Origin of the sequence: Burkholderia sp. 4M9327F10 (assembly GCF_005503145.1) — a bacterium.
Lineage (GTDB): Bacteria > Pseudomonadota > Gammaproteobacteria > Burkholderiales > Burkholderiaceae > Paraburkholderia.
Window position 1 is genome coordinate 1 of sequence record NZ_SCNV01000095.1, and the last position, 20,390, is coordinate 20,390.

The window sequence follows — 20,390 nt, forward strand, 5'->3', positions numbered from 1 at the left end:
CACCAACGCCGACACCAACGCCGACACCAACGCCGACACCAACACCAACACCGACACCAACACCAACACCAACACCGACACCAACACCGACACCAACACCGACACCAACACCGACACCAACACCGACACCAACACCAACACCGACACCAACACCAACGCCAACACCCACCGGCACAATCACCTGCACCAGTCCCACCGTGGCTGCGGGCGGCACGACCAACGGGCTGATCACCGCCGATACGCCGACCTCCGACGGCACGCGCATGTTTGCCGAGAGCAGCGCGTTCAAGGTGTCGTTCATCACGGCGGCGCCTTCGGCGGACAAGGTTGTCTGGTCCATGCAGGATCAACTCGGCAACATCAAGGGCAGCGGCTCGTTCGCGGTCCCGAGCGGTGCGCAAACCAGCACGTTGTCGTGCAACGCCGCCGTGTCCGGTTACTTTGCCATCACCGCCACCCTTTCGAGCGCCGGTGGCACGCTGCCCGAGGCCGGCACCCGGCCAACCGGGATTGCGACATTCGGCATCCTGCCCAATCTGTCCGCTTCAATTCCGGCCGTGAGCTATGCGCATCAGGAGCAGCATCGCTTCGGCATGCAGGGCTTCAATGACAACGGTCCCATGCTGACCGACCTTGGGATCTCGCAGACAATCGATAACCGTCAGCTCTCCGCGATGGAGCCGAACGGTCCGAACACGTGGACGCCGTCGCTCTCGGATCTCGATCCGTTCTATACGAGCGGCAAGATCATGCGCCTGATTCGCCTCGACGGGATACCTGCATGGGCCAGCCCGACCGGCGCCTTCCAGGACGATACGAACGCACCGACCAGCGAGAGCTATTACCAGGGTTACATGGCCCGCGTCGGTACAGACTCGGTGGCGATTCGCCAGAATTATTTCCCGAATCAGCAAAACGACTACTATCAGGTAACGTGGGAGCCGCAATGGGTCGACACCACGGCCAACTTCGTCGCCATGTACGCGGCGGTATATAACGGCCTGCACTCCACCGACCCGAATGCAGTGGTGATGGGTACTACTAACGTATTCCCTGCCAACTGTACGACGGAGTGCACGCAAGGCTATCTACAAACCTATGTGCCACTGGGGCTCGGCAGCTATATCGACGGCGTGACCACGCATGGCTACTACAACGCGGGAACCTATGCCGCGCATCCACCGGAACTGTACGACACGGACCCGAATCCCGCTAACGTTGCGAACGCGCTCGACCAGCAGATGCGTGAGCTGCGCTCGGAGATGCAGTCGTTCAAGCCGAACATGCGGCTGTGGTCCACGGAACTGGGTATCAGCTACGATTCGGGCGCGGCATACGGCCCGAACTATCCGAGTGCGAACGAGTTGTACGGGCAGGCCGCGGTCGCGGTGCGGGCGCATCTGATCATCCTCGGCGAGGGCGCACAGGTGACCTACTTCTTCTACGGCGCGGACTATCCTGCCGATGTGGGAGAAGGCACTTTCTTCGACATCGTCGACCCGCAGGGACAATACGGCGCAACCAACGTGAGTCCGAAGCCGGAGGCGATGGCGATGGCGGCGCTGACCCGCGTCATCGACGGTACGCAGACCCTTGGGCATCTCAACGGCCTGCCGTCGATGGTCTATGGATACGCCTTCCAGCAACTGGGCGGCGGAGCGGTGATCACGGCGCTGTGGACGCACAACAATGCCGACTGGCCCACTTCCGGCGGCACGTATAGCCCGACCTATAGCACCTCCTATGCGCTGACCGTGGATTCAGCGGGGACCAGCGGGCATGTGACCGTGATCGACATGATGGGCAATCCTTCTTCCGTGGCGTATAGCAATGGGGTGGTGAACCTGACGCTGACAGAGTCGCCGATTTACGTCGTCTCTTCCAATGCGAGCGTGATGCAAAGCAACGTGACGGCGCCGGTCGGCTATACGGGGCAATAACAGGCGAGGGGCACGTGGCGCGGTTCGGTGCTGGGTTCGCGGTGCCTGAGGTAAGCTGCGAACCTTCGCCACCCCGTATGCCCGTGCAGTCTTATGAGTCCAACTATCGAGAGTCTCGTCGAGACATTGTCGCAGCGCGGCATTCAGGTTCCAGAGGGCAAGCGCAGGATCGTCGGCTTCGGCGACTCGCAGGCGCTCTCAGCCGAACTGATTGCGCTGATGCTGCAGGGCACGAAGCGCGGCACGTGCAGCATGCTGTGGTCGTGGGAGTTCGAGGGCGAGGCGATTCCGGCGGTAGGGGATATTGGCATCGTGGTCGACTACTTCGATCGTCCGGTCATGCTTCACCGGATCACGCGTGTCGAGATCGTTCCCTTCAACCAGGTGACTGCGGAATTTGCGGCCAGTGAAGGCGAGGGCGATCTGTCGCTTGCATACTGGCGCAAGGCCCATTGGGAGTATTTTCTGCGCGAGTGCGAGCAAATAGGACGCACGATCGACGAGACCATGCCGCTTGTCTGCGAGACTTTTGAGGTCGTGCAGGCGTGGTCCTGAGTTATCATGGGGGCCTACGTGACTGGCGAGAGAAGATGGATCACCATCGGGAAGCGTAGGGGTAGACCGCCGTTCGCCTGGGCATCTTGATCGTTCTCTTTGGAGACTTCCAATGACTGCCCCTATCTTTGCGTCTTCGCTTGTTCCCTCCGTTTCATGCGTCGTGCCCGTACGCCGCCGTCAGTTCGTCGCGGCGCAACCTCACGAGGCTGTTCACCCGTTGCAGCGTATCGGCCAAGGCGCCGTGACGAACGGGGGCTGAACCATGGTCGATCATCTTCAATGCGTGGTGCTGGACGGCAAGGCCGTTGCTGCCCTGGGCGAACACACCTTGTCTGCGCGTGTCGCCGCGCTCAAAACCGGCAATGGCGCCCGGACGCCGATTCTCGCGACGATTCTGGTGGGTGACGATCCGGCATCGGCCACCTATGTCCGGATGAAGGGCAACGCGTGCCGTCGCGTCGGTATGGACTCGCGGCTCGTCAAATTGCCCGCGGCTAGTACCACGCGGGATGTGCTCGCCGAGATCGACCGTCTCAACGCCGATCCCGACGTTCAAGGCATCTTGCTGCAGCATCCGGTGCCCCCTCAGGTTGACGAGCGTCGGTGCTTCGACCGCATCTCGATGCTCAAGGATGTGGACGGCGTGACGAGTCACGGCTTTGGACGGATGGCGCTCGGCGAACCGGCATTCGGCCCGGCGACGCCGACCGGCATCATGCGCTTGCTGGCGCACTATCAGATCGCGATCGCCGGTAAGCGGGCGGTTGTCGTCGGACGCAGCGCGATTCTCGGCAAGCCGATGGCGCTGATGCTCTCGAATGCGAACGCGACGGTCACCTTGTGTCATTCGAAGACCGCCGATCTGGAGGCCGAGGTACGGCGAGCCGAAATCGTGGTGGGCGCCGTGGGCAAGCCCAGGTTCATTCCGAGTGACTGGATCAGCGACGGCGCAGTGGTGATCGACGCCGGCTATCATCCTGGTGGCGTCGGCGATGTCGACCTTGACGGTCTGACGAGCCGGTGCGCCGCGGTGACGCCCGTGCCGGGCGGCGTCGGTCCAATGACGATTGCCACGCTGATCGCGCAGACAGTCGACGCCGCCGAACAGGCAATGCAAAGCCGCGCTTAGCACTAACCGTGATAACCGATTGACCAAAAAATATACACGCGTTAGCATCTTCATCATGATCTCCGCCTCCGTCTCCCTCGTTCGCTTCAAGCGCGCATGCTGTCAAAGCCTGCCAGAGGGAGCTTGCGTCTAGCGCGTCGATCCGCGTCACGTCTGAGCAAGTCCCTGATGGCCACCTGTTGAAGAACCGGTGGCCTTTTTGTTTTCTGCCTATTCCATCACCGGGAACCGCTAATGTCTCTCGCCTTGTACGACACCTGGTCGCGCGCCGTGCGCCCGTTCACACCGCTGCAGCCTGAGCATGTGGGGATGTACTGCTGCGGACCCACGGTGTACGACCATGCGCATATCGGCAATCTGCGGACATACGTGTTCGAGGATGTGCTGCGGCGCGTGCTTGCATTGAACGGCTATCACGTGCGGCACGTCGTGAATATCACCGACGTCGGGCATCTCGTCTCCGATGCCGACGAAGGCGAAGACAAGATGGAAAAGGGTAGCCGGCGCACCGGCGCTTCGGCGTGGGAGATAGCCGAACGCTACACGCACGCTTTCATGGCCGACTGGAAGGCGCTCAATCTATTGGAGCCGACCCTCTGGTGCCGTGCGACGGACCATATCGCGGAGCAGATCGCCTTCATTGCCGAACTGGAGCGCAACGGCTACACCTATCAAACGGCCGACGGTGTGTACTTCGACACCGGCAAGCAGGACGACTACGGCTATCTGGCGCGTCTCGATCATGCCGGCTTGCAGGCCGGCAAGCGGGTCGCGCTGGGCGACAAGCGCCGCGCCACCGACTTCGCACTGTGGAAGTTCAGCCCGCCTGACACAACTCGCCAGATGGAATGGGACAGCCCCTGGGGACGCGGCTTTCCGGGTTGGCATATCGAGTGCTCGGCGATGTCGGCGAAGTACCTCAGTCCGTGGTTCGATATTCATTGCGGCGGCGAAGATCATATTGCCGTGCATCACAGCAATGAGATTGCGCAGACTCAGGCCTGCTACGGCACACGGCTTGCCAACTTCTGGATGCACGGCCATTTTCTGACGCTGGATGCCGCGAAGATGTCCAAATCGAGCGGTGATTTTTTGCGTCTGCAAAGCTTGCTCGACCGCGGGATCGATCCGCTGGCTTACCGTTACCTCTGCCTGAGCGCGCACTACCGCAGCAAACTGCGCTTCAATCACGAGGCGCTTGAAGCCGCTCAGGCGGCGTTAGACAGGTTGCGCAAAGCGTATGCGAGCTGGCCTGCCGGTGGCGAAGCAGATGTGCGCTTCGTGGCGCGCTTTAACGCCGAGGTGAATCAGGATCTGAATCTGCCGCGCGCGTTGGCTGTTGTGTGGGAACTGGTCAGAAGCGATCTGCCCGTCGCAACGCGCCGGGCAACCGTCGATGCGTTCGATACCGTGCTCGGACTGCGGCTCGCCGACTGGCAGGCCGATGCGTTTGAGATTCCGGCAGATGTCGCGGCGCTGGCGGAATTGCGCGAGAAGGCGCGCGCGGCTAAGGATTGGGCGCAGGCGGATCTCCTGCGCGCGAGATTGAAGGCAGCGGGTTGGCAGGTGGAGGACCGCCCGGATGGGCAGCGGCTAAGCCCGATTGATGAAGCGGCTTAACGAGCGCAAAGCCTAAGCGATCTTCGGGGTGTAGATGACACAATGCCCTTGTGCCCTTGTGCCCTTGTGCCCTTGGCCGCGGCCTGGCAAGTCAACTGTAGGCCGACTGCGCTACGATCGAAACCTCTCGCTGCGCTCGCCTTCGCAGTTTCGCCGAGCAGCAAAAACGACGCCTCTAACGATGCTCCGCACATGAAAAACGCTCGTGCCTTCTTTGACCAGCTCAACCACGATTATTTGCAGATTCATCACAAGGAATGGGATCTGTTCTGGCTGACTCACACCGGCCAGAGCGACGACCACGACACCCAGGGAGCGGCAGGCCTCGCACGTAGAACTTTTCTCGCCGACACGCAACGTCTCGCGCAAAGCCGTGAGCACCTGGCAAAAGTCGAGGCGGCTGCTCCGTCGGTTGAGCGCGATGCGCTCGTGACCGGCCTGCGTGGCTGGATCGCAGCGTTCGAAGGCAACGCGATCGGCAGCGAGCGCGCCGCTACCTTGCTGGCCGAGCTGATCGAAATGGACGGGGCTCTCTTTGCGCGTCGCCAAGCCTACAAGATGCGCCATATCGGCGCGTCGGGGCATAGCGAGGAAGCCTCGCCTGCCACGCTGCGCGTGAACCTGGCAAGCAATCCGGACGAGGCGTCGCGCAAGAGCTCGCACGATGCCCTGCATGGGCTGGAACGTTGGGTGCTGGAAAACGGCTTCCTTGAAATTGTGGCCAGGCGCAATGCCCTGGCGCGCGAACTTGGTTACCGCGATTTCTTCGACTATCGGCTGCGCACGTATAGCGGCATGAGCCCCGAGCAACTCTTCGAGATCTTCGACGAGTTCGAGCAGAATACGCGCGAGACGCATTTCGCGGTGCTGGACCGCCTTGTCGTGGAGCATGGTGAGGAGACCCTGCAGCCGCAGAATCTGCCATACAGGATGCACGGTGGCGCGGCGGCGAAGACGGACGCTTACTTTCCCTTTGGCAAAGCGCTCGAGCGTTGGGCCGAATCGTTCCGGCGTCTGGGCGTGTCCTATCGCGGCGCGCGAATCCAGATCGATTTGCTGGACCGGCCTGGTAAGTTTCCGACCGGGTTTTGCGCGGCACCCACGGCGAGCTATCAGGACGACAACACCGGCTGGGTGCCGGGTGACGTTCGCTTTACCTCGACCGCGCGCCCGCAACAGGCCGGCGCAGGAATGCAGGGGCTTAACGTGCTGTTCCATGAAGCGGGGCACGCCGCGCACTTTTCGAACGTGGCGCTCAATTCGCCCTGCTTCTCGCACATTTTCACACCGAGTTCGCCGGCTTACCTCGAAGCGCAGGCGAAATTCTTCGACGCGCTGCCGGGCGATCCCTGCTGGATCAGACGGTACGCACGCAACGCGGCCGGCGAGCGGATGCCCGACGACATGATCCGTGCACGGGTCGAGTCGAACCAGCTTTTCCTCGCTTATAACGAACGACGCGACCTGGTGCCGACGTATTTCGAGCGGGCGCTGTATGGCATGGAGGAGGGCGAGCGGACTGTGGAGTCGGTGCTGGAACTGGCGCGCGCAACGACACAACGCATCCTCGGCATACCGAACCACACCGGCTATGTGCTGAGCACGCCGCATCCTGTCTATCATGACATCGCGGTGTACTACCAGGGCTATCTACTGGCGAAGATGGCGGCTTCGCAAACGCGCGCTTATCTGACGCGCTCGCTCGGCTATATTGTCGATAACCCTGCGGTGGGTCCGTTGCTTGCGCAGCATTGCTGGGCATCCGGCAACAGTTTGACGCTCGATGAAACGCTACGGAACCTGACGGGCGAGGGTTTGACTTCGTCCTGGCTGGCGGCGGAATGCAATCGTTCGCCAGAGGAAGCGTGGGCACGTGCGCAGGATGCCTTTAAGCACATGGACACCGCCGCGCCGCCGCCCGAGGCCGAGACGGACCTCGATGCGTCGATTTCGATCGTTCACGGGGCGCAATGCATTGCCACCAACGAGGAATCGCTGCCGGCCCTGTATGCGGCGTTTGAAGCATGGATCGAGGCAGAGGCCTGGCGAGATCGCACTTAGCACTTGTGCGAATGTCGACGATCGATTATAAAAAGGTGTCTCGGTCACAAGCCGGGACACCTCTTATCTAACGTTCACACGCGGAGGATGCTATGTCACCGTTAAACGTAATGCCGCACTGATTGACCTGTCCCATACGCAGCACGCGCCGTTTTCCCTTTGCCGGAACCGGCCGTATTGCGCGTCATGTTGTTTCCGCCGCAGTCCTCATCTCTCGCTTCACTTCGCTTCCACGCACCGTTCGGTCGTTCACGGGCCCAGGTCGTATCGCGCGTCATTGAGTCTTTGCAAGCCTTTGTCGGGTATTCCTCCACCGGAATAGCGCTGCTTATCCGCGTTTTCGCTCGTTCGAACAGCGCTTTCAACGCCGCGTGACGCACGCCTGATAAATCCGTTCGTGCCTCTTGTTGAGGGCGCGCGGATTCTTGCAAGCCTGCGCATCGTGCGGAAGTCCGAATACCCCTCGATAATCGACGCAGAGATGAACTCACAGCAATCTTCCTTACCGGCGGCGCAGCAGGGTCATTTTCCTCGACGCCGTGCCGTCGCGAGTGTGCCCGAGCGGCCCACACTCGATGCACTTGAAGCGCATTGGGCCAGTCATTGGCAAGCGCAGCACACCTACCGTTTCGACCGCTCTGCACCACGCGAAGCGGTGTTCTCGATTGATACACCGCCGCCCACGGTCTCCGGTTCGCTGCATGTTGGACATGTGTTTAGCTATACGCATGCGGACATCATTGCCCGTTATCGGCGTATGACCGGCAAGAGCGTGTTTTATCCAATGGGGTGGGACGATAACGGCCTGCCCACCGAGCGGCGTGTGGAGAATTTCTACGGTGTGACCTGCGACCCGGATGCGGCCTACGATCCGCACTATCGTGCGCCTTCCACACCGGCTACACGCCGTTCGCAGTTTGCGCGGATCAGCCGGCGCAACTTTATCGAGTTGTGCCACGAACTGACCGCCATCGACGAACGTGCGTTCCGCGAACTGTTCGTGCGACTCGGCATTTCGATCGACTGGAGCCTCAGCTACACCACCATCGACGAGCGCTCGCAACGTATCAGTCAGTTGGCATTCCTGCGCAACATGCAGCGCGGCGAATTGTACAGCCAGGAAGCGCCCTGCCTCTGGGATGTGACGTTTCAGACTGCAGTGGCGCAGGCGGAGCTTGAAGATCGCGAGATTGCGGGTGCTTACCACGATCTGCGTTTCATCGATAACATGTGCAACGCCGTCGTCATTTCGACGACACGCCCAGAGTTGCTCCCTGCGTGTGTCGCCCTGGTCGCGCATCCGGAGGACGAACGATATCGCTGCCTGGCGGGCTCCGCGGTGCGTTCACCGCTCTTTGAGGTCGAGGTGCCGGTGTTGACGCATCCGTTGGCCGATCCGGCGAAGGGCACGGGGCTCGCGATGGTTTGCACTTTCGGCGACGTCACTGACGTCATCTGGTGGCGCGAGCTGAGCCTGCCCACGCGCTGCGTGATCGGCAAGGATGGCCGTCTGCATGACGCGACGCCCGACTGGCTCCGCTCGCCGCGCGCCGGGCTGGCCTATGCGCGGATCGCGGGCGCCACCATTGCGCAGGCCCGCAGCCGGATTGTGGACATGTTGAGCGAAAGCGGCGAGCTGACCGCGCCGCCGCGACCGCTCATGCATAGCGTCAAATACTTCGAAAAGGGGGAGCGGCCGCTTGAAATCATCGCGACACGGCAATGGTATCTGCGCAGCGGAGGGCGTGACGGTGACATGCGCACGCAATTGCTTGAGCGAAGCGCCCAGTTGAGCTGGCATCCCGCGCATATGGCAGCGCGTTATGAACACTGGGTCACGGGCCTGAATAGCGACTGGCTGATTAGCCGTCAGCGCATTTTCGGTGTGCCGATTCCGCTGTGGTATCCGCTAGACTCTGCGGGCGAGCCTGATTACAGCAGACCTATCGCGCCGGATGCGTCGTCGTTGCCGATCGATCCGCGTTCGCATGTGCCCCGTGGTTACACTGAAGCGCAACGGGGCGAACCCGGCGGCTTCGCGGGCGAGGCAGACATCATGGACACGTGGGCGACCAGCTCGCTCACCCCGCAGATCGCGGGCGGCTGGGAGGAGCCCGACGGCTGCTTTGCGAATGTCTTTCCGATGGACCTGCGTCCTCAGGGGCATGACATCATCCGGACGTGGCTTTTCTACACGGTGGTGCGAGCCGGTTTGGAAGCAAACTGCGCGCCGTGGCGGCACGCGCTGCTATCGGGCTGGATTCTCGACCCGGATCGCAAGAAAATGTCGAAGTCGAAGGGCAACGTGATCACGCCGCTAGCGCTTCTGGATAGCTATGGATCGGATGGCGTGCGCTACTGGGCAGCGCTCGGCGGCCCCGGAACGGATACCGTCTTCGAAGAAAAGCAGATGAAGGTGGGCCGCCGGCTGGCGCTCAAGCTGCTGAACGTGTCGAAGTTTGCGCTGGGCTTTGCGGGGAATCCGCACGGCGCGATCACGCAAGCGCTTGATCGGGCGATGATGCGGCGGCTGAGCGCGGTCGTTGTGGAAGCAACGGCCGCGCTAGAGGCGTTCGAGTACAACCGCGCAATCGAATGCGCTGAGGGCTTCTTCTGGTGGTTCTGCGACGACTACGTCGAACTGGTGAAGGAGCGTGCATATGGCAGCGGGGCGCGGGCAGAGTCGGCGCGCAATGCGCTGGCGGCCTCGCTCTCCGTGCTACAGCGGCTGTTCGCGCCGTTTCTGCCGTTCGTTACGGAGGAATGCTGGTCGTGGTGGATGGAGTCGTCAGTGCATACGGCGCCTTGGCCGACGGCGGCGGCGCTCGATGCGCCAGGCGGTCTGGATTGCGATGTTTCACCGGAGATGACTGCCGCGGCATCCGAAGTGCTAGGCGAGATTCGTAAAGTCAAATCAGAAGCGCGGCTTTCCATGAAGGCCGAGGTGAAGCGGCTTGTGATTGAAGGTCCGCGAGCGCAGCTTCAGTGGCTTGAGTCCGTACAGCGCGATCTATGCGACGCAGGGCAGGTCAAGCAATTCGAGCTGAGCGTCGCGGAGGTTTTTCATGTGCGGGTCGAATTGACCTAGCGCGCTGGTAGAGCGGTGGCGCAAGTGCCGCGCCGTCGCTCTACTGTCCGTATCTGTTGTGCGACGGAGAAGATCCCGAGGGAAACGTGTTTCAGCTCTCTCAGGCCGATTAGCCCGCCAGCTCGAACTTGCGCCACACGCAGCAGCCTAACGCAGAGCCGGCCATTCAGCATTGCACGCTTTAATCGCTGCATGTATCTTGAGACAAACGGTTTGCGCGGACGGTCGCTGCCGTGAGTCGGACACCTCGGCACTCACACTTTGGAATGACTCATGTACCCATCAATCGAGCCCTACAAGCACGGATTTCTTGACACAGGTGACGGACACCAGGTCTATTGGGAGTTGTGTGGCAATCCCAATGGCAAGCCCGCAGTATTTCTGCACGGCGGTCCCGGCGGTGGATGCAGCCCGGATCATCGCCGCCTGTTCGACCCGGCGCGCTACAACGTCCTGCTGTTCGATCAGCGCGGCTGCGGCCGTTCTACGCCGAACGCCAGCCTCGAGAACAACACGACGTGGGACTTGGTGGCGGATATCGAGCGGCTGCGGGACATGATTGGCGTCGAACAATGGCTCGTGTTCGGCGGCTCATGGGGCAGCGCGCTTGGTCTTGCCTACGCAGAAACGCATCCGCAGCGGGTGAGCGCGCTGATTGTGCGCGGCATCTTTACGATGCGCCGTGCCGAACTGCTCTGGTACTACCAGGAAGGCGCGTCGTGGTTGTTCCCGGACCTGTGGGAGACCTTCCTCGCACCGATTCCCGAGGAGGAGCGAGGCGATCTGATGGCCGCCTATCGGCGCCGCCTGACCGGCACGGATGAGGCCGCGAAACGGCAAGCGGCCCGCGCCTGGAGCTTGTGGGAGGGACGCACGATCACCTTGTTGCCGAGTCCGGAGCTTGAGCAGCACTTCGGCGACGACGATTACGCGCTCGCCTTCGCGCGAATCGAGAACCACTATTTCGTCAATGAGGGTTTCGTCGAGGAAGGCCAACTGATTCGCGACGCGCACCGTCTCGCCGATATCCCCGGCGTAATCGTGCAAGGCCGCTATGACGTGGCCACGCCTGCCCGCACCGCGTGGGATCTTTCCAAGGCCTGGCCGAAGGCGACCTTCCAGCTCATTCCAGATGCCGGGCATGCCTTTAACGAACCGGGCATCCTGCAGGCGTTGATCGCGGCCACAGACCGGTTCGCCGATTAATCCAGCGGGTATCTGTACCGGCTACCGGTGAGCGAGGCCCGCTGATGTTGCAGCGGAGCTCGCTCAAGCCGACCAAAGCGCTTACTTCGCCTGAGCGCGGATCAGTCGAACGCCCCAGCCGGTGCGAATGGTTCCGTCGCTTTGCTGCAGTCCGGACAGCGCCTCAAGCAGGCGCTCACGCAGGCGTTCTTTGGCTGGCGCGGATAGCACGTCCACATCGTAGGTTTCAGTGAGCGAGTCCCATAGCTCGTGGGGAAGCGGCTCCCAGTCCACGTCCAGGTCTTCGAACTGCAGGTTGGTAAAGTCACGCGCGAGCAGCCCAGTCATGCCGTCTTCCGTGCGGGTTCGCGCGTCGCCGAACCGGAACCAGGATGCCTCTTCCTTGAGAATCGGCACCAGGAAACTGAGCAAGACGTCTTTCGCCTCGCCAAGCAAACCGGTCCGGCCAATCACGGTGGCGAACTGTCCTTGAGGACGAAGCACGCGCCGGATCTCGGTGACCACCTGCTCGATGTCGTCCATGAGCATGATGGCCATATGCGAGAGCACGCAATCGACGCTCGCTGTGTCAATGGACAGCGCCTGGGCGCGCTCTTTCAATAGCACGACGTCAGCTGGCAAAACGGTTCGCGCAACGTCCAGTTCACCTTGACTCATGTCGACGCCGATCAAGCGCAACGACGGCTGTTGCCTGTCCGCCAGGAGCTTGAGCAGATGACCGTCGCCGCAGGCGAGATCGAGCACGGCTAGCGGTGTCTGCGCGTCTGGAACGCACGCAGCGAGCGCGGCGTATGAGGACGCATATTCGGCAACTGTGGAATGGGCGCGAAGATGGGCGAACGCGGCGCTCGTTGCACCCGGCTGACGCTGATGGAAGTCTTGCAGATACGTTTCGGCAGGGGAAGGCGCGGTCATGCGCGGAGCCTCCGGACAGGTTATGCGCAATGCTTTATCGACATTGACAATTCGGTCGAACGGTTTGCGATTATCGGGCACCGCTACGGCTGTGACAATGGAAGTGGGGCGCGGAACGCGATCCTTGACGCATATGCGACGAATCAGGAATATTGGGCTGCCGGCGACAACCGGCGTTGTGTTTTTAATCACCGTCATACCCAAGCGGACGTGACCACCTTCATTCAAACCGCACGGCGACGTGTTTCAGGCATTGACCAAGCGGGCATCGACCCGCGCTAAAAGGCAAGCATGCAATTAGAAATAGAACCGTCTTCCGCAAATGGGCGGATCGAGGCTCTGGCGTCCACTTTGCTGGGTTCATTGAATGGCCGCGGTCGTTTTGCTGCCGCTCTGCATTCGTTTCTGGTGTTCGGCATCAAGCAGGCATGGGTCTGCCTGTTCGGCGGGCTGATGGTCGCCTTGCTCGTGGCAACGCATCTTTGGTATCCGGCCAATTGGCCTTTACCGCGCTACGATGCGTTGACGCTTTCGGCGATCGCGATTCAGATTGTCCTGATCGCGTTGCGTCTGGAAGAGTGGGACGAGGTCAAGGTGATCCTGTTGTTCCACATCGCCGGTACCTGCATGGAGTTGTTCAAGACCGCGGTGGGGTCATGGGTGTACCCGGAATTCGCGTATTTGCGCATTGGCGGTGTGCCGCTCTTTACCGGCTTTATGTACGCGTCGGTCGGAAGCTATATCACGCGCGCTTGCCGTGGATTCGATCTGCGGTTTTCCCATCATCCACCGTTCAAGGTAACGCTAGCGCTATCTGCGGGGATCTACGGCAATTTTTTTCTGCACCACTACTGGTTCGACTTTCGATACCTGCTGATGGCGTGTGTCGCGCTCGCGTTCCGGCGTTGCTGGGTTTACTTCCGAATCGGTGCGGCGGACCATCGCATGCCCATGTTGCTCGCTTTCTTTCTGATCGCGGTGTTCATCTGGCTCGCCGAAAACCTCGGCACCTTCAGTCACGCCTGGCTGTATCCGAGCCAGATGCAAGGGTGGGCCATGGTGTCGGTCGGCAAGCTGGGCTCGTGGTTCATGCTCACGATCATGAGTTACGTTATCGTCACCTTGGTGAATCGGCCGCGAGCGCCGTAGCGCAGGAGTCCGCCAGCCTTCCTCGTCTCCTGGGGGCTTTGCACCACCGCAGGTCTTACGCCCAGTGATCGGGCATGTCGCGCCAGACAAGTGCATCTGGCGATGGCAGGACTACGGTGTCTGCCGTCGGAATCCCGCTCCTGGAAAGGCCCGGACGACATCCAGCGTACTTGGCACAACTCTTGAATACAAGTTGCAAAAACTTGTACACAAGAGGAAATACGAGATGCGCGGCTGGACAATTTCTGACTGGCAGGACGCCTACCGGCGCGGTGAAACACCCGCCAAACTACTCAGCGAACTCGTGAGCGGGCTGGCTTCCGGCGATCCCGCCTGGATATCGACTGTCACACCGGCAGCGCTCGACGCACAGCTCGCAAGGCTCGATAGCAGACTCGCGGCGGCCGGTGGCGATCTGACGAAACTCCCACTCTACGGGATTCCGTTCGCCGCCAAGGACAATATCGACGTCTCCAGCTTCGACACCACGGCCGCATGCCCCGCGTTCGCCTACACGCCGGAACGCAGCGCAACGATCATCCAGCGGCTGACCGAAGCCGGCGCCATCGTCATTGGCAAAACGAACCTCGATCAGTTCGCGACCGGACTCGTGGGCGTGCGATCGCCTTACGGCATACCGGCCAACTCCTTCGATCCCGAGTACATCTCGGGCGGCTCGAGCTCGGGTTCGGCTTCCGTGGTTGCACGCGGAATCGTGCCGTTCTCGCTCGGAACCGATACTGCCGGTTCTGGACGCGTACCTGCGGGCCTTAACAATATTGTCGGACTCAAGCCCACCCGCGGCGCATTCAGCAACACGGGCGTAGTCCCCGCATGCCGCACGCTCGACTGCGTCTCGGTGTTCGCGACAACGGTGGACGACGCAGCGCTCGTCTACGACGTTGCCGCTGCACTCGATCTGGCAGACGGCCTCTCGCGCGAAGCGCCAGCCGCTGCGCTCGACTGGCGCGTTCCCGCCGCGCCGCGTTTTGCGGTGCCGGTGCAGCCGGAATTCTTCGGCGACGAACTCGCTGCGAAGGCCTTCAAGGCTGCGGTTGCACACATCGAAGCACGCGGGGCGACCTGTGTGCCGATCGACTTCGCCATTTTCGACGACGTCACCGCGCTGCTCTATGACGGCGCCTGGGTAGCGGAGCGCTTTGCGGCGATCCGCGAGTTTGCCGGCAAGCATGAGGCAGACATTCATCCGGTGGTGCGTAACATCATCTTCAAGGCGAAGGAATTCTCCGCTACCGATACGTTCGAGTCGATCTACAAACTGGCCGACCTCAAGCGCCGCGCCGATGCCTTGCTCTCGCAGTTCGACGCGCTGCTTGTGCCGACGGCGCCGACACACTACAAGATCGCCGAGTTGCTCGCAGACCCGGTGCGGCTGAACAGCAATCTCGGCAAGTACACCAACTTCGTCAACCTGCTGGACTGGAGTGCTGTCGCCGTTCCGGCCAACCTGCGTGAGGATGGCCTGCCGTTCGGGATTACCTTCATCGGCGATGCATGGCAGGAGCGCGCACTCGCGACCTTCGCCGCGCAGTGGCATCAAGCCACCGGCTTGCCTCGTGGAGCAACGGGACTGCCGCTACAGCAGAGTGCGGCAGAGCGGACGCCCGCAACCGGGGCAGGCGGCCCTCGCGGCACGATCCGTGTCGCGGTGGTCGGTGCACATCTGCGCGGCATGCCGCTCAATCATGAATTGACGAGCCGCGGCGCACTCTTCGTGGAGAGCACCACCACGTCCAGCGACTATCGGCTCTTCTCGCTCGCCAACACGACTCCCGCGAAGCCGGGGCTGCTGCGTTCCAGCGACGGTGCGCCCATACAGCTGGAGCTATGGGACGTGCCGAGCGCGGCATTCGGCTCCTTCGTCGCCGGTGTGCCCGCGCCGCTTGGCATTGGCACCGTGACGCTTGCCGACGGCAGGCAGGTCAAGGGGTTCATCTGCGAGCCATACGCCTTGCAGGAAGCGCGCGACATCACCGAATTCGGCGGCTGGGCGGCCTGGCTCGCCAGCCAGAAAGCGGCCTCCACACCATCCCATTCCTGATCCCGGGGCTGTCATGTTCGATACCGTCCTGATCGCCAATCGTGGCGAGATAGCGTGCCGCATCGCGCGCACGCTCAAACGCATGAACATCCGCTCGGTCGCGGTGTACTCCGATGCCGATCGCAACAGCCTGCACGTCCGGGCAGCGGATATCGCGATTCCGCTCGGTGGCAACACTGCCGCGGAAAGCTACCTGCGCGGCGAGCTCATCATCGCTGCGGCGAAGCAGGCGGGTGCACAGGCGATCATCCCCGGTTACGGCTTTCTTTCGGAGAACGCCGAATTCGCCGCACGCTGCGAAGCGGAAGGGATCGCCTTTGTGGGCCCTACGCCGCAGCAGATGGAACAGTTCGGCCTGAAGCATGCGGCACGGGAGCTGGCCGAAGCCGCGGGCGTGCCGCTCACACCAGGTTCCGGACTATTGGCCGATCTCGACGCCGCGCGTGAAGCGGCCAGCACAATCGGCTACCCCGTGATGCTCAAGAGTACTGCGGGCGGCGGTGGGATCGGGCTGACGCGTTGCAACGACGAAGCGGAACTGGTCGCCGCGTTCGAGTCTGTGCAGCGGCTCGGTCAGTCCTTTTTTGCCAATGGCGGCGTGTTTGTCGAACGCTTCGTCGACCGCGCCAGGCACGTCGAAGTGCAGATCTTCGGCGACGGACACGGCAACGTCGTCGCGCTGGGCGAGCGCGATTGCTCGCTGCAACGGCGTAACCAGAAAGTCGTCGAGGAAACGCCCGCGCCTCATTTACCGGCTGACGTCCGCGAGCATCTGCTGGCCGCGGCGGAAAGTCTGGGGCGTTCGGTCAGCTACCGTTCTGCCGGGACGGTCGAATTCATCTACGACTCCGCGCAGCAGACGTTTTATTTCCTTGAGGTCAACACGCGTCTGCAGGTCGAGCACGCGATTACCGAAGCGGTAACGGGCATTGACCTGGTCGAGTGGATGATACTCACGGCGGCCGGCACGCCGCCGGCGCTCGATCGTGAGATCGTGCCGAAGGGCGCCTCGATCGAGGTGCGCATATACGCGGAGAACGCGCTGCGCAATTTCGCGCCGAGCCCGGGCACACTGACCGAGGTCAGTTTTCCGGACGATGTGCGGGTCGACGGCTGGGTCGAAACCGGGGCCGAGGTGTCGGCTAACTACGATCCGATGATCGCGAAGCTGATCGTGCACGCCGACGACCGCGCGGCCGCGATCGCCAAAATGAAACGCGCACTGGACGCGACGCGCCTGTCGGGCATTGCGACCAACCTCGACTACCTGCGCCAGGTGATCGGCAGTGACGGATTCGGCTCGGGCGACGTGTCGACGCGTTATCTGGACGGCTTCACGTACCGCCCGTCTGTAGTCGAAGTGCTCGATGCAGGCACCTACACCACTGTCCAGGACTATCCGGGACGCGTCGGCTACTGGGACATCGGTGTGCCGCCATCCGGCCCGATGGATGACTGGGCTTTCCGTCTCGCGAATCGCATTGTCGGCAATGCATCCGCGGCGGCGGGCATCGAAACGACCGTGCTCGGCCCGACGTTGCGCTTTCATTGCGATACGGTCGTCGCGCTCACCGGCGCCCCGACCGATGGCGACCTCGACGGCGAACCGCTTGCCTTCTGGACGCCGCTGGTTGTGAAAGTTGGCCAGACACTGCGGGTCGGCAAGGCGAAAAGCGGTTGCCGTACCTATGTGGCCATCCGCAACGGCCTCGATGTGCCCCTGTATCTTGGCAGCCGCTCGACCTTCGCGCTCGGGCAGTTCGGCGGCCATGGCGGGCGCACACTGCGGCCGTCCGACGTCCTGCCCATCGCGGATCCTGGACTGCCGGCCACTGCGGACCTCGCACCGCTCTACACGCCAGCCGCGTTGCCGGCAGAGTTGGTGCCGGACTACGGACGCACGTGGGAAATCGGCGTGCTCTATGGCCCGCATGGTGCGCCTGATTTCTTCAAGCCGGAATCGATTGAAATCTTCTTCGCGAGCGAGTGGGAGGTGCACTACAACTCGAATCGCCTCGGTATCCGCCTGAACGGTCCCAAGCCGCAATGGACCCGTACCGACGGTGGCGAGGCCGGCTTGCACCCGTCGAACGTGCACGACTGCGAATACGCGATCGGCAGCATCAATTTCACGGGTGACATGCCTGTCATCCTCACGCGCGACGGTCCGAGCCTCGGCGGCTTTGTGTGTGCGGTGACCATCGTCAAGGCTGAATTGTGGAAGGTGGGACAAGTCAAGCCGGGCGACAAGATCCGCTTCCGTGAAATGACGTTCGACGACGCGCTCGCTCTCGAACAACGGCAGGACGCGTTCATCGCCGATTGGACGCCAGCGGAATTCCTGGCACCCGTGTTCGCGGCAGAACGCGGCTCGCCGATCCTGTTCGCGGCCCCCGGCCATGGCGAGAACCCCAAGACCGTGTTCCGTCAGGCCGGCGACAAGTACATCCTGATCGAATACGGCGAGAACGTCCTCGATCTGAATCTGCGCTTCCGGGTCCATGCGCTGATGGAAGCGCTACGGCTCCATCCGGTCGACGGCGTACTCGAACTGTCACCCGGTGTTCGCTCGCTGCAGGTGCGTTACGACTCGCGCGTCGTCGGTCAGCGCGCGTTGGTCGAGGCGCTGGCCGCCGCCGATGCGACGCTCACCGGCATCTCGACGATGAAGGTGCCAAGCCGCGTCGTCTATCTGCCGATGGCTTATGAGGACTCCGCAACGCTCGATGCGGTCGCCCGCTACCGCCAATCGGTCAGGGACACCGCGCCATGGCTGCCGAGCAATACCGAGTTCATGCGGCGCATCAACGGACTGGCCTCGCGCGACCAGGTTCGCGACACGCTGTACGAAACCAGCTACATGGTGCTCGGTCTGGGCGACGTGTATCTGGGCGCACCGTGCGCCGTGCCGGTCGATCCCCGCCACCGGCTGCTGACGTCGAAGTACAACCCTGCCCGCACTTACACGGCTGAGGGGACGGTCGGCATCGGCGGCGTCTATATGTGCATCTACGGGATGGATTCGCCCGGCGGCTATCAGCTGGTCGGGCGCACGCTACCGATCTGGAACAAGTTCCTGAAGAACGACGTCTTTATCGACGGCAAGCCTTGGCTCTTGCGGTTTTTCGACCAGGTACGCTTCTATCCGGTCAGCGAAAGTGAACTCGACACGCTGCGCAACGACTTCCGCGAAGGGCGCAGTGGCGTTCGCATCGAAGAGGAGGTGTTCGATCTTGGCGAGTACAACGCGTTCCTCGAGCGGATCGAGCCCGAACTCGAGGCATTCCGCGCGAACCAGAAGCGCGCTTTCGAGGCCGAAGTGGCCCACTGGGCGACCGAAACAGGCGGCGCGGAAACAACCGGACCGGCGAGCGCGGATCTGATCGAAGTTGCGGAACTGTCCGGCTCGACTGTTGCAGCCGACATCACCGGCAATGTCTGGAAACTGATGGCCGACCCGGGTTCACGCGTGAATGCCGGCGACCCGCTGCTGATTCTCGAGGCGATGAAAATGGAGTTCCATGTTTCCGCGCCGCGCGACGGTATCGTCAAAACATTCCATTGCAAGCCGGGTATGATGATTCACGCTGGCGATCCACTGGTATCGCTGGAGTAAGATTCTGATTTAGCCCATTACACCTGGAAACACAGATGGCGGACAACAGCGTGCCGACTGGACCGGCGAAAAGCGCCAGCAACCTTGCTGCGCAGATCTACACGCAACTCAAGGCCGACATCTTCGACTTTCGCTTGCTGCCGGGAGACAAGTTTAGCGAAGGCGATATTGCGACGCGCATGCAGGTCAGCCGCACGCCGGTGCGGCAGGCACTGTTCTGGTTGCAGCGCGAGGGCTACGTTGACGTCAACTTCAAGAGCGGCTGGCAAGTTCGCGCCTTCGACTTCAAGTACTTCGAAGATCTTTACGAAGTGCGCGTCATGATGGAAACCTCCGCGATTGCAAAGATCGTCGAGCTGGGCGCCACCGCCCGGCTCGACGCCCTGCGCGATATCTGGTGCGTTCCCGTCAAGAAACAGCTCGACGACCCGGCCACCGTCGCATCACTGGATGAAGCGTTTCACGGGCGGCTGGTGGCGGCAGTCGGCAACAACGAAATGTCCCGGATTCACGAGGACGTTACCGAACGGATCCGGATCATCCGCAGGCTCGACTTCACTAAAAAGCCGCGCGTCGCCGCGACCTACAAGGAGCATGCAGCGATCCTCAAGGCCATCTTTGCCGGCGAGGTCGCCGACGCCCAGCAGATGATTCGCGCCCATATTGCAGAGAGCCAGGCTGAGGTCAAACGCATCACGCTTTACATGATGCAGACCGCTCGCGAGCGCTACGGTGCACGCGAAGAAACCTAGCACTGCACCTCACTCGATACGTGCACGGCGCACCAGCGTGGCGCGCTGCTCGCACCGGCTTCAGACACAGCGGTATCCCTCTTGCTGACTGATCACCGCACAGCGGGCCGCTTGTGCCATTCGTCCCCTGGCCTGGAAGTTGCTCTCTGGATTTCGTCTTGTATCCAAGGCGAAATCCAAATTTCAACAGGCAGAGGATGATCGATGAACAAGCGTGAGTTTCTGAAGGTCGCATCGGCAGCAGGGGTTGCGGGTGTGACGGGGGCCGCAGGCGGGATTCCTTCCGCTTTCGCC

General features: G+C 61.9%; 12 protein-coding genes and 1 riboswitch. Of the genes, 11 read left to right on the forward strand and 1 reads right to left on the reverse strand.

The window, feature by feature from the left end:
• From FFS45_RS39355 to pip, 7 genes are all read left to right on the forward strand, one after another.
• The coding region (locus FFS45_RS39355) for a hypothetical protein (RefSeq protein ID WP_249363117.1) at positions 1 to 1,940 on the forward strand (1,940 nt) is incomplete at its 5' end.
• Between the two features lie 93 nt (positions 1,941 to 2,033).
• Positions 2,034 to 2,495, forward strand: coding sequence for an ASCH domain-containing protein (locus tag FFS45_RS39360; RefSeq protein WP_137960005.1), 462 nt, complete (start codon positions 2,034 to 2,036; stop codon positions 2,493 to 2,495).
• Positions 2,496 to 2,503: 8 nt separating this feature from the next.
• Positions 2,504 to 2,585, forward strand: a riboswitch (ZMP/ZTP riboswitch).
• A gap of 175 nt (positions 2,586 to 2,760) precedes the next feature.
• Positions 2,761 to 3,627, forward strand: a complete 867-nt coding sequence (locus FFS45_RS39365; protein ID WP_137960006.1) for a tetrahydrofolate dehydrogenase/cyclohydrolase catalytic domain-containing protein — start codon at positions 2,761 to 2,763, stop codon at positions 3,625 to 3,627.
• Positions 3,628 to 3,861: 234 nt separating this feature from the next.
• The gene (cysS, locus tag FFS45_RS39370; RefSeq protein ID WP_137960007.1) at positions 3,862 to 5,247 is read left to right on the forward strand and encodes a cysteine--tRNA ligase; all 1,386 of its coding nucleotides are present in this window, start codon (positions 3,862 to 3,864) and stop codon (positions 5,245 to 5,247) included.
• Positions 5,248 to 5,439: 192 nt separating this feature from the next.
• Entirely contained in the window at positions 5,440 to 7,308 is a 1,869-nt protein-coding gene (locus tag FFS45_RS39375) for a M3 family metallopeptidase (protein WP_171029879.1), read from the forward strand.
• Between the two features lie 481 nt (positions 7,309 to 7,789).
• Positions 7,790 to 10,396 (forward strand): valine--tRNA ligase, encoded by a 2,607-nt coding sequence (gene valS, locus FFS45_RS39380; protein ID WP_137960009.1) that lies wholly within the window; start codon positions 7,790 to 7,792, stop codon positions 10,394 to 10,396.
• Positions 10,397 to 10,669: 273 nt separating this feature from the next.
• Positions 10,670 to 11,602, forward strand: coding sequence for a prolyl aminopeptidase (pip, locus tag FFS45_RS39385; RefSeq protein WP_137960010.1), 933 nt, complete (start codon positions 10,670 to 10,672; stop codon positions 11,600 to 11,602).
• 81 nt (positions 11,603 to 11,683) lie between these two features.
• Here the strand turns inward: pip and FFS45_RS39390 are convergent, their stop codons facing one another.
• Positions 11,684 to 12,517 carry a class I SAM-dependent methyltransferase gene (locus tag FFS45_RS39390; protein ID WP_137960011.1) on the reverse strand — a complete coding sequence of 278 codons (834 nt, stop codon included), beginning with the start codon at positions 12,515 to 12,517 and terminating at the stop codon, positions 11,684 to 11,686.
• A 291-nt stretch (positions 12,518 to 12,808) separates the two neighbouring features.
• Between FFS45_RS39390 and FFS45_RS39395 the strand changes: the two genes are divergently transcribed.
• The 4 genes from FFS45_RS39395 to FFS45_RS39410 all read left to right on the forward strand — a co-directional run bounded on the left by FFS45_RS39395 (position 12,809) and on the right by FFS45_RS39410 (position 20,096).
• Positions 12,809 to 13,666 (forward strand): DUF817 domain-containing protein, encoded by an 858-nt coding sequence (locus FFS45_RS39395; RefSeq protein ID WP_137960012.1) that lies wholly within the window; start codon positions 12,809 to 12,811, stop codon positions 13,664 to 13,666.
• 226 nt (positions 13,667 to 13,892) lie between these two features.
• On the forward strand, positions 13,893 to 15,728 hold the full coding sequence (atzF, locus tag FFS45_RS39400; RefSeq protein ID WP_137960013.1) for an allophanate hydrolase: 1,836 nt from the start codon (positions 13,893 to 13,895) through the stop codon (positions 15,726 to 15,728).
• Between the two features lie 13 nt (positions 15,729 to 15,741).
• Positions 15,742 to 19,344, forward strand: a complete 3,603-nt coding sequence (uca, locus tag FFS45_RS39405) for an urea carboxylase (protein WP_137960014.1) — start codon at positions 15,742 to 15,744, stop codon at positions 19,342 to 19,344.
• 35 nt (positions 19,345 to 19,379) lie between these two features.
• Complete coding sequence (locus FFS45_RS39410; RefSeq protein WP_137960015.1) at positions 19,380 to 20,096, forward strand: GntR family transcriptional regulator; 717 nt, start codon at positions 19,380 to 19,382, stop codon at positions 20,094 to 20,096.
• The last annotated feature ends 294 nt before the right edge of the window (positions 20,097 to 20,390 follow it).

Bases quoted from the DNA above. Each gene is read 5' to 3' on its own strand.
- FFS45_RS39360 (WP_137960005.1), top strand. From the start codon at position 2,034: ATGAGTCCAACTATCGAGAGTCTCGTCGAGACATTGTCGCAGCGCGGC.
- FFS45_RS39365 (WP_137960006.1), top strand. From the start codon at position 2,761: ATGGTCGATCATCTTCAATGCGTGGTGCTGGACGGCAAGGCCGTTGCT.
- cysS (WP_137960007.1), top strand. From the start codon at position 3,862: ATGTCTCTCGCCTTGTACGACACCTGGTCGCGCGCCGTGCGCCCGTTC.
- FFS45_RS39375 (WP_171029879.1), top strand. From the start codon at position 5,440: ATGAAAAACGCTCGTGCCTTCTTTGACCAGCTCAACCACGATTATTTG.
- valS (WP_137960009.1), top strand. From the start codon at position 7,790: ATGAACTCACAGCAATCTTCCTTACCGGCGGCGCAGCAGGGTCATTTT.
- pip (WP_137960010.1), top strand. From the start codon at position 10,670: ATGTACCCATCAATCGAGCCCTACAAGCACGGATTTCTTGACACAGGT.
- FFS45_RS39390 (WP_137960011.1), bottom strand. From the start codon at position 12,517: ATGACCGCGCCTTCCCCTGCCGAAACGTATCTGCAAGACTTCCATCAG.
- FFS45_RS39395 (WP_137960012.1), top strand. From the start codon at position 12,809: ATGCAATTAGAAATAGAACCGTCTTCCGCAAATGGGCGGATCGAGGCT.
- atzF (WP_137960013.1), top strand. From the start codon at position 13,893: ATGCGCGGCTGGACAATTTCTGACTGGCAGGACGCCTACCGGCGCGGT.
- uca (WP_137960014.1), top strand. From the start codon at position 15,742: ATGTTCGATACCGTCCTGATCGCCAATCGTGGCGAGATAGCGTGCCGC.
- FFS45_RS39410 (WP_137960015.1), top strand. From the start codon at position 19,380: ATGGCGGACAACAGCGTGCCGACTGGACCGGCGAAAAGCGCCAGCAAC.